We start from the raw sequence: 16,398 nt of genomic DNA on the forward strand, positions 1-16,398 counted from the left end.
CTTATCCCGATTGATGCACACCGGCCCTGTGGTGAGGGGATTTATCCCCGATGGGGCGCGAAGCGGCCCCAAGAGATCGGGCCTGCTGCGCAGTCCATCGGGGATAAATCCCCTCGCCACAAGTTCCTCTTCACCTCAGCGGATTTGTATCAGGCGGCTGCGCTGGCGTTTGCCTGAATGGCACACGTCGCCGGTTGCTCAGCCAGTGGCACAAACGTACGGCGATCCGCCGCCAGCGCATCGATTGACCCGGTCTCGATGTCATACACCCAGCCATGCAGGTTCAGCAGGCCTTTCTCCTGGGCCAGGCGCACGCTCGGGTGGGTCTGAATGTTCGCCAGTTGCGCGATCACATTTTCCCGCACCATCGCACTCAATTTCGCCGCGTCATTGGCGTGCGGTCGTGCCTCGTTCACCACTCTCGCCGACTCGGCATGTTGCAGCCAGCCGCTGACGGCGGGCAGGTGATCCATGCATTTGCATTGGGCAATCGCGGTCATCGCGCCGCAATCGGAGTGGCCGCAGATCACGATGTCAGTCACCCCAAGCACCGCCACCGCATATTCCACCGTCGCCGACACCCCGCCCGGATGCGGGCTGTAGGACGGCACGATATTGCCCGCGTTGCGGATCACGAACAGTTCACCGGGTTCTTGCTGAGTCAGCAGCTCCGGCACCACCCGGCTATCGGAACAGGTGATGAACAAGGTCCCGGGTTGTTGAGTGGTCGCCAAGTGTTTGAACAGTTCGGTGCGTTGCGGAAACGCCTCGTTCTGGAACTTCAGGAAGCCTTCGATCAGGTTTTTCATGGTGTTGTCCTCTCAGTTCGAACAGCCGGTGCCGAATTCGCTGTATTGAAGAATGTGTTTTGCACCGTGGCTGTCGAGGTAGGTCATCTCGACCGGTACAACGCCGCAGACGTCGGCGACCGGGGTGATGCTCACGACTTCAGCAATATCCAGCGCCATGCCGTAGCGGTAGGCAATGGCCTCTTCATCAGCCTGGGCCTGGGCGGCGAGGCCGGCGAGCAGGGCCAGGGTCAACAGAATTTTGTGCATGGGGCAGCCTCCAGGCAGGTGGGGTGACGACTTGGCAATTGAGATTTGGATGGGCCCGCACCTCTGGTGCGGGCCGGGTGGATCAGAACGGACGCAGCGGCAGGAACTTGCCGTCGAGGGTGACCACGGCGCGGGAGCCGCCTTCCGGGTCTTCGACTTTCTTGATGTCGAGCTTGAAGTTGATGGCGCTGATGATGCCGTCGCCGAACTGCTCGTGGACCAGGGCTTTGAGGGTGGTGCCGTAGATCTGGATCATCTCGTGGAAGCGGTAGATGGTCGGGTCGGTCGGCACGCCGCTGAGGCTGCCGCGCAACGGGATGATTTGCAGGGCGGCAACGGCGTCGGCGTCCAGTTCAAGCTTGGCGCCGACCACTTGAGCGGCGTCTTGCGGCAAAGGGTGCTGGCCAAGCAGGGCCGCGGTGACGTAGGCCAGGCTCAGGCCGGTGTCGTCGGCCAGATCCTGCCACGACAGATTTTTGCGGGCCTTGATGTCGAGAATGCGGGTGGTCAGGGCCAGGCTGGCATCGTTGTAAGCGTGGGACTGTTGCATGGTGTCACTCCTTTCAAGGTTGGCTTGCTGTGTGGGAGCCATCTTCTGCCGGTTGATCCATAGCGTCCAAGACCGATATACAATGCTTCGCATAAGTCCTGCCTATAGATGGTGAGCCCGATGCTGTTGCGACATTTGCGTTATCTGCTGGCCGTGGCCGACCACGGCGGATTCACCCGGGCGGCGGAGGCGTTGCACGTGTCGCAGCCGACCCTGTCGCAACAGATCCGCCAACTTGAGGAAACTCTGGGGGTGGCCCTGTTCGATCGCACTTCGCGCACGGTCAAGGCCACCGATGCCGGCGAGGCTTACATTGAGTGCGCGCGGCGGGTGCTGGTGGAGCTGGAGGCGGGCAAGCGGGCGTTGCATGACGTGAAGGATCTGTCCCGTGGCAACCTGCGCCTGGCCATGACCCCGACCTTCATGGCGTATCTGGTCGGGCCGTTGGTGCGTGATTTCGTGGCGCGCTACCCGGGTATCCATCTGCAGATTTTCGAGCTGTCGATGGACGATATCGAAGCGGGACTGGCGGACGATTCGCTGGACATCGCGATTGCCTTTACCCCGGTGCGCCACCCCGATCTCGAGTGCATTCCGGCGTTTACCGAAACCCTGGGGGTCATGGTCGGGCGTGAACATCCGCTGTACGACAGCAGCGGGGTACTGACGTCGAGTGACCTTGCACAGCTGGATTTCGCCTTGCTGGCACCGGACTTCATTACCCGGTTATCAATCGATGAATATTTTCGTCAGTTGGGGATCACGCCGCAGGTGCGCATCGAAGTGAACTCGGTGAGCACGTTGCTGGAGGTGGTGCGACATGCGTCGATGGCGACGATGTTGCCCGAGGCGATTGCTACCGAGGATCGGGCGTTGCGCAGGCTGCCAATCGAGAACGAAGCGCCGCAGCGTGGGGCGGCGTTGTTGCGCCGGCGCAATAATTATCACAGCGCGGCAGCGCTGGCGTTCATGAACCTGGTACTGGAACTCAATATCCCCCTGTAGGAGCTGCCGAAGGCTGCGATCTTTTGATCTTGATCTTAAAAAACAAAATCAAAAGATCGCAGCCTTCGGCAGCTCCTACAGGGCAGTTTTAGGGAGCAATAAAAAGGGCCTGCTTCTTTTGGAAGCAGGCCCTTTTTATTTATTGAAGTTGTAACTCAGCAAAACCGGTCAATCACCCGAACTTCATTCTTGTTCTGCATCGAATCCCACGCCTGTTTCAGCGTCTGCAGCACATTGCCGATGAAGTCTTTATCGGCCGCAGCTTTCTTGCCGACATAACCGTGGCCACGGCGGTACATCTTCAGGCGGGCCAGCAGGTTCTGGTTGCTGCGGTCGAATTCTTCTTCACCAGCGTGGGGCGACAGGCAGTCGATATGCACCTGACCCGACTTGCTGATCCAGAGAATGTGGCTGTCGTGGCTGTCTTTTTGCGCCGCGAACATACGAGCCAGTTCTTCGATAGTAGGTTGATTGTTCAGATTCATGATGTTTGCCCCTTGACCAGTCTGGTGATCTTTCAAAGTTGATTCGCTAATACAGGTAGCCCATCGGTTAGTTGATCCCTGGCACCGAAACCAGGACGTCAGCGGTCGCCCGTGAGAAGTACGGGGTCATGCGTCTGTTGCATGTAGTCGTGTTGAATAACTGCTACGCAATAGCGTCACAACGAGGAGAAGCAGCGAAAACCGGGAGGCTCCTTGACGACGTTTTCAGGGTCGACCACAAGCGTCTTGAGAATTTTCGCCAGCGCTTCTCGTCCTTGTACTGGACGTTCAGGCCAGGTCAGCTTCTTCAATCTGCCTTGTGGGCAGCGTGTATCCGGAAAAAACAACTCGGCGGTCAGACGAGTTTGCTCAAGCGTGTTACCGATGTTCCCGATCGGGGAACGTCTTCATCATGCAAAAGCAAAACGACGCCGTCAACGGTTTTGTAGTGATTATTTTTGATCACTACATGTTGTAGGACAAAGCTGTTTTGGAATGAGAAAAGTTCCGTTCAGGCAACGGAAGCGGGGCTTTGAAAGACGTAGAAGGTACAGGGATAACCGTCGACCGAGCGCTGCTGGCGGACGAACTCACCACCGCTCAATTTGGGGATCAACCTGGCCCAGAAGTGCCGTGCAGGCAGGTTGGCGCCGATATGGAAAATCTGCCACTGACCGGGCAAACGGCTCAAGAGGGCAGAGACGACAAACTGCGCGACGCCTCGGCCACGGAAGCGTCGGGTGAGGAAGAGGTAGCTGATGTTGTATTCGGCTCGGTCGATGCGGGTGTCATTGTCGACGATCACGAACCCGGCCAATTCGCCGTCGATGCGGATCAGGAAAGGTTGGGTGGCTGGATTTCGCCAGTAGTCGTCTTTCGGCTGAATACTGAAGAGGCCATGTTCGCCGAGTTTCAGTGGTAGCCATTGGCTGAAGTCGTACATGTAGAACTGCATGAGGTTTTCGATGGTTTGCAGTTCGTCGCGGTGGGCGGGGTGCAGTTCGATGGTGGGCATCGTGGAGCCTCCTGAAGATTGCGGCTTCAGTATTGTCGACTCATACCTTGTTATGAGGGGATAAATCCCCTCACCACAGAATTTCTCACCACAGGACCGATCATTACTTCGCTGTGCGTTTGGCTGCGCTGGCAGTTTTGCTTCGGGTCGATTTGCGTTTCTTCTTCCACGGCGCGGCAGCCTTGCCGGCCGGTGGCGGGCCGCTGATGGTCAGGCTCAGCGCAGAACAGCGGGTGACCTGCTTGCTCATCCACGCCGCCTGTTTGGTGACGAAATCTTCCAGACTCATCTCGCCGTTCTGCACCATGTCCAGTGCTTGCTCCCAGATGGCGGTGGTGCCGGGATCGGCAATCGCCCGGGGCACGGCGTCGATAAGGCTGAAGGCCGCCGGGGTCGCTGCCAGCGCCTTGCCGTTCTTCACCAGATAACCTCGATCCAGCAGACCCTGAATGATCGAGGCGCGAGTGGCTTCGGTGCCGATGCCGGTGGTGTCCTTGAGTTTCTGTTTGAGCAGCGGATCTTCCACCAGTCTGGCGACGTTCTTCATCGCCTTGATCAGATCGCCCTCGGTGTAGGGTTTCGGCGGCTGCGTCCACAGATCCTTGAGGTTCACGCTGGCCACGGCGCAATCGATACCCTGGCTTAGCGCCGGAAGCGTTTGCGGCGCTGGCGCTTCACGGCCCTTGGCCGGGGCGAGGGCTTCAGGCAGGGCACGTTTCCAGCCCGGTTCGATGATCTGCTTGCCGACCGCGCGCAACGCTTCCCCGGCGCAATCGAAGTCGGCCTGGGTGCGATCGTATTCATGGTTGGGCAGGAATTGCGCCAGATAACGCGCGCGAATCAGGGTATAGACCGCCCGGTGTTTGCCGCTCAGGCGTTCGAGATTTTTCGCCGCGGCCGTGGGGATGATGCCGTGGTGGGCGCTGACCTTGGCGTCGTTCCACGCCCGGGAGCGGCGCTGCGGGTCGAGGTGACCGTTCAGCGCGTCAAGGCTCGGGTCGGCCTGACGCAGTGCCGCAAGTATTCCCGGCGCTTCGCTGTGCTGGCTCAGCGGCAGAAAGCCGCAATCGCTGCGCGGGTAGGTGATGACCTTGTAGGTTTCGTAGAGCGCCTGGGCGATGTCGAGGGTTTCCTGGGCGCCGAGACCGAGTTTCTTCGAGCAGACTTCCTGCAGGGTGCCCAGATCGAAAGGCAGCGGCGCTACTTCGCGCATGCGTTCGGTGCGCAGCTTCATCACCCGCGCAGTGGCGGCATTGCTGATTGCCGCCGCCGCTTGTTGCGCCAGTGCGTGATTCAGACAGCGATCCTGATCGTCGCAAACGTCGCTGGGCGCACGCCATTGCGCAGTGAACCGCGTGCCGTTGTGCAGCAGTTGCACATCGATCGCCCAATACGGCACCGGTACGAAATCGGCGATGCTGCGGTCGCGATCCACCACCAGTCGCAACGTCGGGGTCTGCACCCGACCGACCGGCAGCACACCCTGATAGCCGGACTGACGGCCCAATAAGGTGAACAGGCGGCTCATGTTCATGCCGATCAGCCAGTCCGCCCGCGAGCGCCCCAGCGCCGAGTGATACAGGCTGAAGGTTTCCGCCCCCGGCTTCAGCGCGGCCAGGGCCTTGCGAATCGACGCTTCATCCAGCGCCGACAGCCACAAGCGCCGGATCGGCCCGCGATAGCGGCAGTGCTCGACCAGTTCTCGGGCAATCATCTCGCCCTCCCGGTCGGCGTCGGTGGCGATGATCAGTTCGCTGGCCTCGCTGAGCAGGCGCTTGACCGCCTTGTACTGGCTGGCGGTGCGCGGCTTGACGGTCATTTTCCACTTGTCCGGGATGATCGGCAGATCCGCCAGTACCCAACGTTTGTAGCGCGCGTCGTAGGCATCCGGCGGTGCGGTTTCCAGCAGATGGCCGATGCACCAGGTCACCGTGACGTCCGTTCCCAGCCAGCAGCCGTCGCCCCGACGCCTGGCGCCGAGCACGGCCGCAATGTCTTTGGCCTGGGAAGGTTTTTCACAGAGGTACAGCCGCATAACCACCGTCGTCGATCAGTTCACTGGAGCTGCACAGAATGGCCGCAGTTGGCGTCGGGGGCAACTTTTATCTGTATGGATATACAGATCAAAACGTTGCCGGGAATGACCGGTATTACCGGGACGTCGCGCACCACTATCGAGAAATCGAATGGTGCCGCGCTTGCCGGGCATGGCAGGTTCGTCGGGCCTTCAAGAAACGCGAGAGACCGGACGATCCCGCCAGATGATCGCCAACGTCCGAACGCACTGACTACTCTGAAACAAGGAAGTCCCACCATGGCTCAAGCCAAAGCGAAAACCAGCAGCGCCTATGACGAAGTGAACGCCTTCAGCCACCTGTACGACCGTGGCGTCGGCCTGGTGAACGGCAAACCGTCGTTCACTGCCGACCAGGCGGCCGACGAAATCCTGCGCAAAAACCTGTCGTGGCACGACAAGAACGGCGACGGCAAAATCTCCCTGACCTACACCTTCCTGACCGAGAAACCGGCGAACTACAACCCCAACCTCGGCAATTTCAGCCAGTTCAGCGCTCAACAAAAGGCTCAGGCCGTGCTGTCGATGCAATCCTGGGCCGACGTGGCCAAGGTGACCTTCACCGAGGGTAAAGGCGGCGACGGCCACATGACCTTCGGCAACTACGACGTCAGCACTGGCGGTGCGGCGTTTGCTTACCTGCCGAGCGGTGGCAGCTACGATGGCCAGTCGTGGTACCTGATCAACAACCAGTATCAGGTCAACAAGACCCCGGACACCAACAACTACGGGCGTCAGACCCTGACCCACGAAATCGGCCATACCCTCGGCCTGTCGCACCCGGGCGCCTATAACGCCGGCAACGGCAACCCGACCTACAACGACGCCAAATATGCCGAAGACACCCGTGGCTACAGCCTGATGAGCTACTGGAGCGAAGCCAACACCGACCAGAACTTCAGCAAGGACGGCAGCGGCGCCTACGCTTCGGCACCGCTGCTGGACGATATCGTCACCGTGCAAAAACTCTACGGCGCCAACTATGAGACTCGCGCCGATAACACCACCTACGGTTTCGGCTCCAATACCGGGCGCGATTACTACAGCGCCACCTCGGCGTCGTCGAAGCTGGTGTTCTCGGTGTGGGACGGTGGCGGCGATGACACGCTGAACTTCTCCGGCTTCACCCAGAACCAGAAAATCAATCTCAAAGAAGGCTCGTTCTCCGATGTCGGCGGGCTGGTCGGTAACGTGTCGATCGCCTATGGCGTGACCGTGGAAAACGCCGTTGGCGGTTCCGGCAATGACCTGCTGATCGGTAACTCGGCCGTCAACCATCTGTTCGGCGGAGCCGGCAACGACATTCTTTACGGCGGTGGCGGCGCGGATGTGCTGTGGGGCGGCGAGGGTGCGGACACCTTCGTGTTCGGTGCGGCCAGTGACTCGACCAACAACCAGCCGGACTGGATCATGGATTTCAAAAGTGGCGTGGACAAGATCGACCTCTCGGGCATCGCCGGTTTCGCCACGGGCGCGGCCACGCTGAACTTCGTCAGCGGTTTCACCGGCCATGTGGGCGATGCAATCCTGACTTATTACGCACAGAGTGGTCAGACCGGGCTGCTGATCGATCTGACGGGGCAGGGTGAGGTGGACTTTGCCGTAGGTGTGGTGGGGCAGGCGCTGGCGACTGATATCGTGGTTTGAGCTGATCCTGACTGACACCGATTCAGGGCAACTATCGTCCTGTGGCGAGGGAGCTGGCTCCCGCTCGGCGGCGAAGCCGTCGCAAACTGGGAAATCGCGTTATACCTGACTCACGCGATTCCTGGATTTAGGGCTGCTACGCAGCCCAGCGGGAGCAAGCTTGCTCGCCACCGTTCATTTGTCCCTGGAGACCCCCCCCATGAGCACCACCGGCCTCAACCCCGTCATTACCCTCGAAGAACTTCCCGGTTGCCTGCTGGTGAAATTCCACGGCATCCAGGTCGCGGCGTCCTCGCATGTGCTGGTCCTCCATGAGGCCAACTACCCGCCGGTGTACTACGTGCCCCGCGAGGACATCGACGAAAAATACTTCGCCCGCACCGACCACACCAGTTATTGCCCGTACAAGGGCGACGCCAATTACTTCAGCTTGCAGATACCGGGGCATGAGGCGGCGAATGCGGTGTGGACTTACGAAAATCCGAAAGTCTCGGTCGCGCCGATTCGTGACTACGTGGCGTTTTATCCGGATCAGGTGAAGTTTGAGGTGATCAAGGCGGATGCTTAGTTCCTGGATGAAGAGATTCAATTGTGGCGAGGGGATTTATCCCCGATGGACTACGCAGTAGTCCCATTTTTCACGGGGGGCGCTACGCACCCCATCGGGGATAAATCCCCTCGCCACAGGTTTTTTACCAAAGGATCATGTTTCAGATTCAGTTCTTATCGAGATCGATATTCTTCGTCTCCCGCAGACAAATCATCCCCACCACCAGGCTCACCCCGGTAATCAGCACCGGGTACCACAGCCCATAGAAAATATCCCCGGTGTACACCACCAGCGCGAACGACACGGTCGGCAGGAAACCGCCGAACCAGCCGTTGCCGATGTGATACGGCAGGGACATCGAGGTGTAGCGGATGCGCGTCGGGAACAGCTCGACCATCAGCGCGGCCAGCGGGCCGTAGCACATGGCCGAGATGATGATCAGTGCGACGATCAGTGCCACGATCATCGGTTTGTTGATCTGCTGCAGGTCGGCCTGTTGCGGGTAGCCGGCGAGGGTGACGGCGCCGCGCAGGGCCGATTCGTCATAGCCGTCGATCTTCACGTCGCCGATGCTCACCTGCACGCCGCTGCCGGCCGGCGCTGCGGTGCTGGTATAGGGCAGGCCTTGCTTGACCAGGAAGGTCTTGACCTTGTCGCACGGGCTGTCGAATTTGGCCTTGCCCACCGGGTCGAACTGAAAGGTGCAGGTTGCTGGATCCGCCAGCACGGTGATCGGCGCCTGACGGCTGGCCTGATCGATTGCCGGATTGGCGTAGTGGGCGAGGGATTTGAAAATCGGGAAGTACAGCGCCGTCGCCAGCAGCAAACCGAGCATCAGCACCGGTTTGCGTCCGACCTTGTCCGACAGCCAGCCGAAAATGATGAAGAACGGCGCACCGATGACCACGCTGATGATCAGCAGGCTGTTGGCCACCGCCGGATCCATTTTCAGAAACTGGGTGAGGAAAAACAGCACGTAGAACTGCGCGGCGTAAAAGGTCACCGCTTGCCCGGCGTTGATGCTGAACAGCGCAATCAGCACGACTTTGAGGTTCTCCCATTGGCCGAACGATTCGCGGATCGGCGCCTTCGACGCTTTGCCTTGCTCTTTCATTTTCAGGTAGGCCGGCGACTCGTGCAGGCTCAGGCGGATCCAGGTGGAAATGCCCAGCAGCACGATCGACAGCAGAAACGGAATGCGCCAGCCCCAGACTTCAAACTGGTCACCGGTGAAGTACCGGCAACCAAGCACCACCAGCAGCGACAGCAGCAGGCCGAGGGTCGCGGTGGACTGAATCCAGCTGGTGTGGAAACCGCGCTTGCCGATGGGCGCGTGTTCCGCCACGTAGGTCGCGGCGCCGCCGTATTCACCGCCCAGCGCCAGGCCCTGGAGCATGCGCAGCACCACCAGAATGATCGGCGCGGCGATGCCGATGCTGGCGTAGTTCGGCAGCAGGCCGACGCAGAACGTGGCGATGCCCATCAGGACGATGGTCGCGAGGAAGGTGTATTTGCGCCCGATCATGTCCCCCAACCGACCGAACACTAGCGCCCCGAACGGCCGCACGATAAACCCGGCGGCGAAGGCCATCAGCGCGAAGATGAACGCCGTGGTGTCGTTGACGCCGGCGAAGAACTGTTTGCTGATCACCGCCGCCAGGGCGCCGTAGAGGAAGAAGTCATACCACTCGAACACCGTCCCCAGCGACGAGGCGAAGATGACTTTCTGTGTGGCATTGCTGGTGCTGGCGCCGCTCGCGGCATCCAGCGGCTGAGCGTGTTCTGACATATCGGTATCCCTCACAGTGATTGTTTTTGTTGTTCCACTGGTGTTGCGCGCTGCCTTGAACGAATTACACGGTCCCCTGTAGGAGCTGCCGCAGGCTGCGATCTTTTGATCTTGTTCCTGATCTGAAAAAGCCAGGATCGCGGCCTGCGGCAGCTCCTACAGGGTCTGGGCCAGTTCGGGGGTGGGTGTGCAGGTCCTGATCGGTGGGTTGAGGATCATCTGCGCCGCCTTCTCGGCAATCATCAGCGTAGGCGAACAGGTATTGCCCGAGGTGATTCGCGGCATGATCGAGGCGTCGGCGATGCGCAGGCCGGGCACGCCATGCACGCGCAGTTGTGCATCAACCACCGCGTCAGCGTCATTGCCCATGCGGCAGGTGCCGACCGGGTGGAAAATCGTCGTGCCGATTCGCGCCGCCGCTTCGTGCAGTTGCGCCTCGCTTTGCAGGCTGTCGCCGGGCAGATACTCCACCGGTTTGAACGCCTGCAGGGCCGGGGCGCTGACGATGCGGCGGGTCAGGCGGATCGCATCGGCGGCCACGCGCAAATCTTCCGGATGGCTGAGGTAGTTCGGTTGAATCAGCGGCGCGTCCTGAGGATCCGTCGAACGGATGTCGATCCGCCCACGGCTCTGCGGACGCAGATCACACACCGACGCGGTGAACGCCGGGAAACTGTGCAGCGGCTCGCCAAAGCGCTCCAGCGACAGCGGTTGCACGTGGTATTCAAGGTTTGCTGAAGTCTGCTCCGGCCCTGATCGGGCAAACGCGCCCAACTGACTCGGCGCCATCGACAGCGGCCCGCTGCGGTCATACAGATAACGCAGGCCCATGCCCATCTTGCCCCACAGGCTGCCGGCGATCTGATTCAACGTGCGGGCGTTTTGCAGTTTGTAGATCAGGCGCAATTGCAGGTGATCCTGCAGGTTGCCGCCCACTCCCGGCAGCTCATGAATCACGCCGATGCCGAGGTGTTTCAGCAACGGCCGCGGGCCGATTCCGGAGCGCTGCAGAATGCCCGGGGAGCCCACGGCACCGGCGCAGAGGATGATTTCCTTGCGCGCCTTGAAGCTTTTCACCTGGCCTTCTTGACGCGCGCTGACTTTGCAAGCACGGCCGTTTTCCAGCAGCACCCGATCCACTTCAACCCCGGTCAGCACCGTCAGATTGGCCCGCTCGCGAATCGGTTTGAGAAATGCCTTAGCCGCGTTCCAGCGCACCCCGGCCTTCTGGTTGACCTGGAAGTAGCCGCAACCCTCGTTGTCGCCCTGGTTGAAGTCGTCGATGCTGGCGATACCGCTCTGTTCGGCGGCGCTGCGAAACGCGTCGAGAATCGGCCATGACAACCGCTGTTGCTCAACCCGCCATTCACCCATGGCGCCGTGAAATTCAGCGGCGCCGGCAAAGTGGTTTTCGCTCTGTTTGAACAGTGGCAGCACGTCGTTCCAGGCCCAGCCCGGATTGCCCTCGGCCGCCCAGCCGTCATAGTCGCCGGCCTGGCCGCGCATGTAGATCATGCCGTTGATGGAGGAGCAGCCACCGAGCACTTTGCCGCGCGGGTAACTCAGGCTGCGACCCTGCAGGCCGGGTTGGGCTTCGGTTTTGAAGCACCAGTCGGTGCGTGGGTTGCCAATGCAGAACAGATAGCCGACCGGGATGTGAATCCACGCATAGTTGTCGCGTCCGCCGGCTTCGAGCAGCAACACGCGCTGCTGCTTGTCTGCCGACAATCGATTGGCCAGCAGGCAGCCGGCAGGTCCGGCACCGACCACGATGTAGTCGTATTCATCAAGGGAAGTCTGCATTCCCTGACCTCGCTTTTTGTTTTTATTGTCCGACACTCTAGTTGTTAGCTTTCGTTAAAAGAATGTTAGTTTTTACCCAGCCGCTGTGCGTTTTCGAACAGCCTGGCTTGACCCTGGCTGACAAGGACACCCCATGTTCGACTGGAACGACCTGCGTTTTTTTCTGGAGTTGCAACGCAGCGGCCGCCTGCTCACGGCCGCCCGACGCCTGAACACCACTCACGCCACCGTCTCCAGGCACATCGAGGCCATCGAAAGGAGCCTCGGCACCGCACTGTTCGTCCAGCATGCCCAAGGCTACGAAATGACCCCGGCGGGGGAGGCGCTGCTCAAGCACGCCGAGGCCATGGAAAACGTTGCGCTACTGGCCCAGGAAGAAATCACCCAATCCACCGCGCCGCTGGGCAAGATCCGCGTCGGCGTCACCGAAGGGCTGGGTATCAAATTTCTCGCCAGCCGCATGATCGGCCTGTTCGAACGCTATCCCGGCCTGGAGGTGGAGCTGGTGGCCGTGCCGCGGTTCGTCAGCATCCTCAACCGCGAGGCGGAAATCAGCATCCACCTCGAACGCCCGGCTGCCGACATGCTGGTCACGCGCAAGCTCACGGACTATCGGTTGGCGCTCTACGCCAGTCAGGCCTACCTCGACAAGGCACCGCCGCTACAGAGTCGCGAAGACCTCGCCCGGCATGCGTGGATCGGCTATGTGGATGATCTGCTGTTCAGCCAGGAGCTGATGTTTCTCAACAGTTTCTGCCGCAGCCCGCGCGTTGTATTCCACAGCACCAGCGTGATCGCCCAGCAGGAGGCGGCGCGCTCGGGCCTGGGGATTGCTGTGTTGCCCTGCTATATGGCGGCGTCGGATCCGGATCTGCGGCTGTTGCTGCCGGAGGAGCGTATTGAGCGCAGTTACTGGATCAGCACCCGGCGCGAGCTGCACAAATCGGTGCGGCTGCGGGTGGTCTGGGATTATGTGGTGGGGCTGTGCGAGGCGGAGCAGGGGCTGCTCAGCGGTAAACACTGATACCTCGAGGGTTTTTCATCCGGCTCGAGATTTCACCGATCTGGATCAATATTTCCCCTTGAAATATCACCTAACTTAAAAGATCCAGGCCCTTGTTGCGGTATCGACTACAGTGCTCCGGTGCGCAATTTGCTGCGCTGATGGAGTAGCCCGGCAGCCCCCACCAACAATCACAACGGGTCGCCAGGCAGAGTGCAGCAAGGAGCTGACGTAGAACTCCCCCTGAAACTTTTCACGGATGAACATCGTAATGCACTGCCTCGAACGCACCTTTGATATCCAGCCGCTGACCCAGGCGGATATGACTGTCCACATCAACGGCCAACCGGTTAGCGCGGCCATCGGTGAAACGGTCCTCAGCGTTATCCAGTCCCTCGGTGTGCGCCAGGTCGCACGTAATGATCATGACCAGATCAGCGGCGCCTATTGCGGCATGGGCGTGTGCCAGTGCTGCCTGGTGAAAATCAACGGTCGGCACAAGCGCCGAGCCTGCCAGACGGTGGTGCGCGACGGTATGCGGATTGAAACCCAGGTCAACCGCATCAACGAGCAGGAGGTTGTATGAGCCTGCAACCGGTGGTCGTCGGCGGTGGTCCGGCGGGGATGGCGGCGGCCATCGAACTGGCGCGCCATGGCGTGCGCTGTACCTTGCTCGAAGAGGCTTCGCGCCTCGGTGGGGTGGTCTATCGCGGGCCGTTGCGTGACGGCGTGCAACTGGATTACCTCGGGCCACGTTATTCCGAAGCCCTGAGCAAATTGCACGGTGATTTTCAGCAACAGGCCGGGCTGATTGACGTGCGCCTGAATCACCGCGTGGTCGGCGCCGAAGGCACCCGTGCCCTGGTGGTGCTGGATGGCGATGAGCAACTGCATGAGATCGATTATCCGCAATTGCTGCTGGCCGCCGGTTGTCACGAACGCAGCGTGCCGTTTCCCGGCTGGACCCTGCCGGGCGTGATCATGCTCGGCGGCCTGCAACTGCAAATCAAAAGTGGCGTGGTCAAGCCGCAGGGACCGGTGGTCATCGCCGGTACCGGGCCGTTGCTGCCGCTGGTGGCCACGCAGCTGCACGCGTCCGGCGTCAAGGTCGCGGGTGTGTACGAAGCCTGCGCCTTCGGCAAGATCGCCCGCGAAAGCCTGGCGTTGCTGAACAAGCCGCAGCTGTTCCTCGATGGTTTGAGCATGCTCGCTTACCTGAAACTGCACGGCATCCCGATGAACTACGGCTGGGGCGTGGTCGAAGCTCACGGCGACGGCGAGCTGAAAAGCGTCAGCGTGGCACCGTACTCGGCCACCTGGGAGCCGGACCTGACACGCATCGAGCGCTTCGAAGCGCAGACCTTGGCGGTCGGTTACGGTTTTATCCCGCGCACCCAGCTCAGTCAGCAGATGGGCCTCGACCACGGTTTCAGCGACGACGGTTACCTGCGCGCCAATGCCAACAGCTGGCAACAAAGCAACGAGCCGCATGTGCACCTGGCCGGTGACATGGGCGGCATTCGCGGCGGTGAAGCGGCGATGCTCGCCGGCAGAATCGCTGCCACCTCGATCCTGCTGCAACGCGGGATTATCGAAGAGGATCTGGCACGGGTACGCCGCGACCGTTATTTGGGCAAACTCAAATCCATCGTGCGCTTTCGTGCAGCTGTCGACCGCTACACCGAACGCGGTGTCGGCCAGACCGCTTTGCCGGCTGCCGATACGGTGATCTGCCGCTGTGAACATGCGACCCGCGCGGACATTGATCTGGCGCTGGAGCAAGGTGTGCAGGACATCGCCAGCCTGAAGATGCGCACCCGCGTCAGCATGGGCGATTGTCAGGGCCGGATGTGCGTCGGCTACTGCAGCGATCGCCTGCGCCAGGCAACCGGGCGCAAGGACGTCGGCTGGTTGCGCCCGCGTTTCCCGATCGATCCGATTCCTTTTTCCGCGTTCCAGTCCGGCGGCACGGAGGCCGTTTCCCATGAGTAAGTTCTATGACGTGATCATTGCCGGCGGCGGCGTGATCGGGGCGTCCTGCGCCTATCAATTGTCCAAGCGCGAGAACCTCAAGGTGGCGTTGATCGACGCCAAACGCCCGGGCAACGCAACCCGCGCTTCGGCCGGCGGCTTGTGGGCCATCGGCGAGTCGGTGGGGCTGGGCTGCGGGGTGATTTTCTTCCGGATGATGTCGGCCAACCGCAAACGCGAAACCCAGGGCGCGGCCGTGGCGGTGGACGCCAGCACGCCGCATATCCTGCCGGAGTCGTTCTTCGATTTCGCCTTGCAGTCCAACGCGCTTTACCCGGCGTTGCATCGCGAGCTGAAGGACAAGCACGGGATGGATTTCAAGTTTGAAAAGACCGGACTGAAGTTCGTCATTTATGACGACGAAGACCGGCTCTACGCCGAACACATTGTCAGCTGCATTCCGCATCTGGCCGATCAGGTGCGCTGGCTCGATCAGGCTGCATTGCGCGAAGCCGAGCCGAGCGTCAGCCATGAGGCTCGTGGGGCACTGGAATTTCTCTGCGACCACCAGGTCAGCCCGTTCCGTCTCGCCGATGCCTACATGGAAGGTGCGCGGCAGAATGGCGTCGACATCTTCGTCAATACCAATGTCACTGGCGTGTTGCACCACGGCAGCCGCGTGACCGGCGTGCAGACGGCCGAAGAGGGCGTGTTCCACTGCAAAACCCTGATCAACGCCGGCGGCGCCTGGGCGGCGGATTTGAGCGAATGGGCCACCGGTGTGCGGATTCCGGTGAAGCCGGTCAAGGGCCAGATCCTGCTGACCGAACGCATGCCGAAAATCCTCAACGGTTGTCTGACTACCAGCGACTGCTATGTGGCGCAGAAGGACAACGGCGAGATCCTGATCGGCAGCACCACCGAAGACAAAGGCTTCGACGTCACCACCACCTACCCGGAAATCGCCGGACTGGTGCAGGGCGCGGTGCGCTGCCTGCCGGAACTCAAGGACGTCAACCTCAAGCGCACCTGGGCCGGATTGCGTCCGGGCTCGCCGGATGAACTGCCGATTCTCGGGCCGATGCGTGGGGTGGAGGGGTATCTGAATGCCTGCGGACACTTCCGCACCGGCATCCTGACCTCGGCGATTACCGGGGTGCTGCTCGACAAACTGGTCAACCAGGAAGCGCTGCCGCTGGATATCACACCGTTCCTCGCGGATCGGTTTGAGGTGGCACCGGTCAAGCAAGCGCTGGAGTTAGAGCTGGCCTGATCCAATCCCCTGTAGGAGCTGCCGCAGGCTGCGATCTTTTGATTTTGATTTTTAAGATCAAGATCAAAAAATCGTAGCCTGCGGCAGCTCCTACAGGGTTTTCGGTCGTTCACAAAACCTGTGGGAGCGGGCTTGCCCGCGAAGGCGTCAGTGCTGTCGGCCTGACGTTTGGATC

15 protein-coding genes are annotated in these 16,398 nt (G+C 60.8%); 7 read left to right on the forward strand and 8 right to left on the reverse strand.

Annotated features, from left to right (window positions below; translation table 11 throughout):
* Positions 1 to 149: 149 nt before the first annotated feature.
* The 3 genes from KVQ82_RS12470 to cynS all read right to left on the reverse strand — a co-directional run bounded on the left by KVQ82_RS12470 (position 150) and on the right by cynS (position 1,608).
* On the reverse strand, positions 150 to 809 hold the full coding sequence (locus tag KVQ82_RS12470; RefSeq protein WP_222019023.1) for a carbonic anhydrase: 660 nt from the start codon (positions 807 to 809) through the stop codon (positions 150 to 152).
* A gap of 12 nt (positions 810 to 821) precedes the next feature.
* Entirely contained in the window at positions 822 to 1,058 is a 237-nt protein-coding gene (locus KVQ82_RS12475) for a DUF2790 domain-containing protein (RefSeq protein ID WP_047293546.1), read from the reverse strand.
* Positions 1,059 to 1,140: 82 nt separating this feature from the next.
* Positions 1,141 to 1,608, reverse strand: coding sequence for a cyanase (cynS, locus tag KVQ82_RS12480; protein WP_041073392.1), 468 nt, complete (start codon positions 1,606 to 1,608; stop codon positions 1,141 to 1,143).
* Positions 1,609 to 1,728: 120 nt separating this feature from the next.
* Between cynS and cynR the strand changes: the two genes are divergently transcribed.
* Positions 1,729 to 2,613, forward strand: a complete 885-nt coding sequence (gene cynR, locus KVQ82_RS12485) for a transcriptional regulator CynR (RefSeq protein WP_222019024.1) — start codon at positions 1,729 to 1,731, stop codon at positions 2,611 to 2,613.
* A 155-nt stretch (positions 2,614 to 2,768) separates the two neighbouring features.
* Here cynR and KVQ82_RS12490 read toward each other — a convergent pair whose 3' ends face one another.
* The 3 genes from KVQ82_RS12490 to KVQ82_RS12500 all read right to left on the reverse strand — a co-directional run bounded on the left by KVQ82_RS12490 (position 2,769) and on the right by KVQ82_RS12500 (position 6,148).
* Positions 2,769 to 3,098: a hypothetical protein gene (locus tag KVQ82_RS12490; RefSeq protein ID WP_041073389.1), complete on the reverse strand. Its 330-nt coding sequence runs from the start codon at positions 3,096 to 3,098 to the stop codon at positions 2,769 to 2,771.
* A gap of 511 nt (positions 3,099 to 3,609) precedes the next feature.
* Positions 3,610 to 4,113 (reverse strand): GNAT family N-acetyltransferase, encoded by a 504-nt coding sequence (locus tag KVQ82_RS12495; protein WP_222019025.1) that lies wholly within the window; start codon positions 4,111 to 4,113, stop codon positions 3,610 to 3,612.
* 103 nt (positions 4,114 to 4,216) lie between these two features.
* Entirely contained in the window at positions 4,217 to 6,148 is a 1,932-nt protein-coding gene (locus tag KVQ82_RS12500) for a DNA topoisomerase III (protein WP_222019026.1), read from the reverse strand.
* 279 nt (positions 6,149 to 6,427) lie between these two features.
* Here KVQ82_RS12500 and KVQ82_RS12505 point away from each other — a divergent pair, with 279 nt between their 5' ends.
* Together KVQ82_RS12505 and KVQ82_RS12510 are read left to right on the forward strand one after the other, a co-directional pair.
* Positions 6,428 to 7,834 (forward strand): serralysin family metalloprotease, encoded by a 1,407-nt coding sequence (locus KVQ82_RS12505; RefSeq protein WP_222019027.1) that lies wholly within the window; start codon positions 6,428 to 6,430, stop codon positions 7,832 to 7,834.
* Between the two features lie 199 nt (positions 7,835 to 8,033).
* On the forward strand, positions 8,034 to 8,402 hold the full coding sequence (locus KVQ82_RS12510; protein WP_041073381.1) for a DUF427 domain-containing protein: 369 nt from the start codon (positions 8,034 to 8,036) through the stop codon (positions 8,400 to 8,402).
* Positions 8,403 to 8,550: 148 nt separating this feature from the next.
* Here the strand turns inward: KVQ82_RS12510 and KVQ82_RS12515 are convergent, their stop codons facing one another.
* Both KVQ82_RS12515 and KVQ82_RS12520 read right to left on the reverse strand, forming a co-directional pair.
* On the reverse strand, positions 8,551 to 10,173 hold the full coding sequence (locus tag KVQ82_RS12515; RefSeq protein ID WP_222019028.1) for an MFS transporter: 1,623 nt from the start codon (positions 10,171 to 10,173) through the stop codon (positions 8,551 to 8,553).
* A gap of 156 nt (positions 10,174 to 10,329) precedes the next feature.
* Entirely contained in the window at positions 10,330 to 11,976 is a 1,647-nt protein-coding gene (locus KVQ82_RS12520; RefSeq protein ID WP_222019029.1) for a GMC family oxidoreductase, read from the reverse strand.
* Between the two features lie 133 nt (positions 11,977 to 12,109).
* Between KVQ82_RS12520 and KVQ82_RS12525 the strand changes: the two genes are divergently transcribed.
* The 4 genes from KVQ82_RS12525 (at position 12,110) to hcnC (ending at position 16,223) form a co-directional block, all read left to right on the forward strand.
* Positions 12,110 to 13,000, forward strand: coding sequence for a LysR family transcriptional regulator (locus tag KVQ82_RS12525; RefSeq protein WP_222019030.1), 891 nt, complete (start codon positions 12,110 to 12,112; stop codon positions 12,998 to 13,000).
* A 250-nt stretch (positions 13,001 to 13,250) separates the two neighbouring features.
* The gene (locus KVQ82_RS12530; RefSeq protein ID WP_041073555.1) at positions 13,251 to 13,565 is read left to right on the forward strand and encodes a (2Fe-2S)-binding protein; all 315 of its coding nucleotides are present in this window, start codon (positions 13,251 to 13,253) and stop codon (positions 13,563 to 13,565) included.
* Positions 13,562 to 14,971: a cyanide-forming glycine dehydrogenase subunit HcnB gene (hcnB, locus tag KVQ82_RS12535; RefSeq protein ID WP_222019031.1), complete on the forward strand. Its 1,410-nt coding sequence runs from the start codon at positions 13,562 to 13,564 to the stop codon at positions 14,969 to 14,971. Before KVQ82_RS12530 ends, hcnB begins: the two co-directional genes overlap by 4 nt.
* Positions 14,964 to 16,223: a cyanide-forming glycine dehydrogenase subunit HcnC gene (gene hcnC / locus KVQ82_RS12540; protein WP_086792649.1), complete on the forward strand. Its 1,260-nt coding sequence runs from the start codon at positions 14,964 to 14,966 to the stop codon at positions 16,221 to 16,223. Before hcnB ends, hcnC begins: the two co-directional genes overlap by 8 nt.
* Positions 16,224 to 16,398 lie beyond the last annotated feature (175 nt).

The organism is Pseudomonas sp. AO-1, from assembly GCF_019775695.1.
Taxonomy (GTDB): Bacteria; Pseudomonadota; Gammaproteobacteria; order Pseudomonadales; family Pseudomonadaceae; genus Aquipseudomonas; species Aquipseudomonas parakoreensis.